The following is a 1779-nucleotide window of genomic DNA, read 5'->3' on the forward strand; positions in this document are numbered from 1 at the left end:
AAAAAATGAATGTGCGGTGATTTATTTTTGAAATTCTTGAAATTATATCAAAAATTTAGAGTTTTGACGGAGAGACTAAATAATAGGTATTGTAAGAAACTAAAACTGTGTAATTTTTGATGTTATTTTCCAGGTACAAGTCTTATTTGTCCTATTGAGTCTTTAACTATTACTGTTAAAGGAAAACTCTGTCCACTCGCCCATTCTTTATATCCAACTCTATAGAATTGGCTAATAGGGTTTGAAGCTTGACCTGTAGGAGATTGATAGATACCTTCATTTTCTGCCCCTGGCTTAACAACCATTCTCAATGAAGCACCCACATTCTTAACTAAAACTTTAGGAACAAAAAAATCACCAGAACTAGGATTTTTAGGCATATCCAGAAATTTTTCTAATAATATTGAGATACTACTAAGTGGATGTTGGATGACAGTTTGATTAATCTCTCCCCATGTAGGGTATCCGGCTAATTCATACTTAATGTTTATTTTGTATAAAATATCACTTAATTTCGATCGACAAGATCCCATATCTTTGCTTAACACATCACAAATATTAGAATTCACTATCATCCAGATAGGTTCTTCAAAATCAAACATAGAAAGAGGAAAATCTGAATATTGGTCTAGAACAGGCTGTAGAATTTTAATTAGGAATGTTTCTAATACAGTTTGCCTGAATTCTCTGATTAAAGGATATGCTCTAGATTCGCTAGAAGCATGTTTATCCCAAGATTGGATAAGATTATATAAAGAACTATTTTTATCTTCAATTAAAGAAAGCATAAGTGTATGCCAACGATTAAAGAAAATTGCTTCATCAGAAAATTGTAATCTAAGCATTTCTAATTCTGAGGTTTGTAATGTACCTAGAGACTTTTGAATTTGATATGCACGTATAGGGTTAATATAAGTACCATGTCCTATAATAGATTCCCAAGAAGTATCAAGTGTACGATTATTGGCCGTAAAAAGAAATCCTTCTTTGGTATTATATACAGCTGGGTATAATTTAGTATTTTGAATCCCGAGAGTTTTAGCTTCTATACTATTACTTTGAATTGGTAATTCACCATTGAAACCAATTCTTTTAGGTAAGGTTCCAACTAAAGTCCAACCTACTTTACCACTCTTATCAGCAAACATGAAATTAAGAATTGGACCTTTAATATGTCGTGAAGTTGATATAGCAGAATAAACATCTTTTTCTGATTCTAGGTCGATGAAACCTAAATTACATGCCTGGGTATCATGGGCTACCCATTTTAACGCAAATCTATGATTTAAGTAAGTACCAGGTATAACAGGACCCCATTGAGATTGGTCTATTTCAGTTAAAAAATCCTTATCTCCTTTGACCTTTATTATTTCTTCTCTTTGCCATATTTTTTCATCACTTTCTAAGAGAACTAAATCACTAGTATCTAATTCAGCATTAGTTAGCCCCCAACTAACATGACCATTGCTTCCAACTATAATTAAAGGAGTTCCAGGTAGGGTAGCACCTACAACAAAAATTTCTTCACCATTTTTATTATATTTAAGACCAGCATGATACCAAATGTTAGGTACCATTAAATCTAAGTGTAAATCACAAGCTAAAATAGATCTTCCATCTTTTGTAAATTTACCTTCTAAGGCCCATTGATTACTTCCTATACCAAATTTTTCCTGTTTCAAAGAAGAAGAATAGACTACTTCATTTTTTTGATTTTGTGCAAGATATTTAAATGCCTCGCTTGTAGGTAATGGTAAAAATGTTGATATACTTTTGTCT

The 1779-nt window shown here is 31.9% G+C and carries 1 protein-coding gene; it reads right to left on the reverse strand.

Going from position 1 to position 1779, the window contains the following annotated elements:
* Window positions 1-122: 122 nt before the first annotated feature.
* A partial coding sequence (locus Megvenef_RS09355; RefSeq protein ID WP_322777650.1) for a penicillin acylase family protein occupies window positions 123-1779 on the reverse strand: 1657 nt, incomplete at its 5' end.

The organism is Candidatus Megaera venefica (assembly GCF_034554655.1).
Lineage (GTDB): Bacteria > Pseudomonadota > Alphaproteobacteria > Rickettsiales > Rickettsiaceae > Megaera_A > Megaera_A venefica.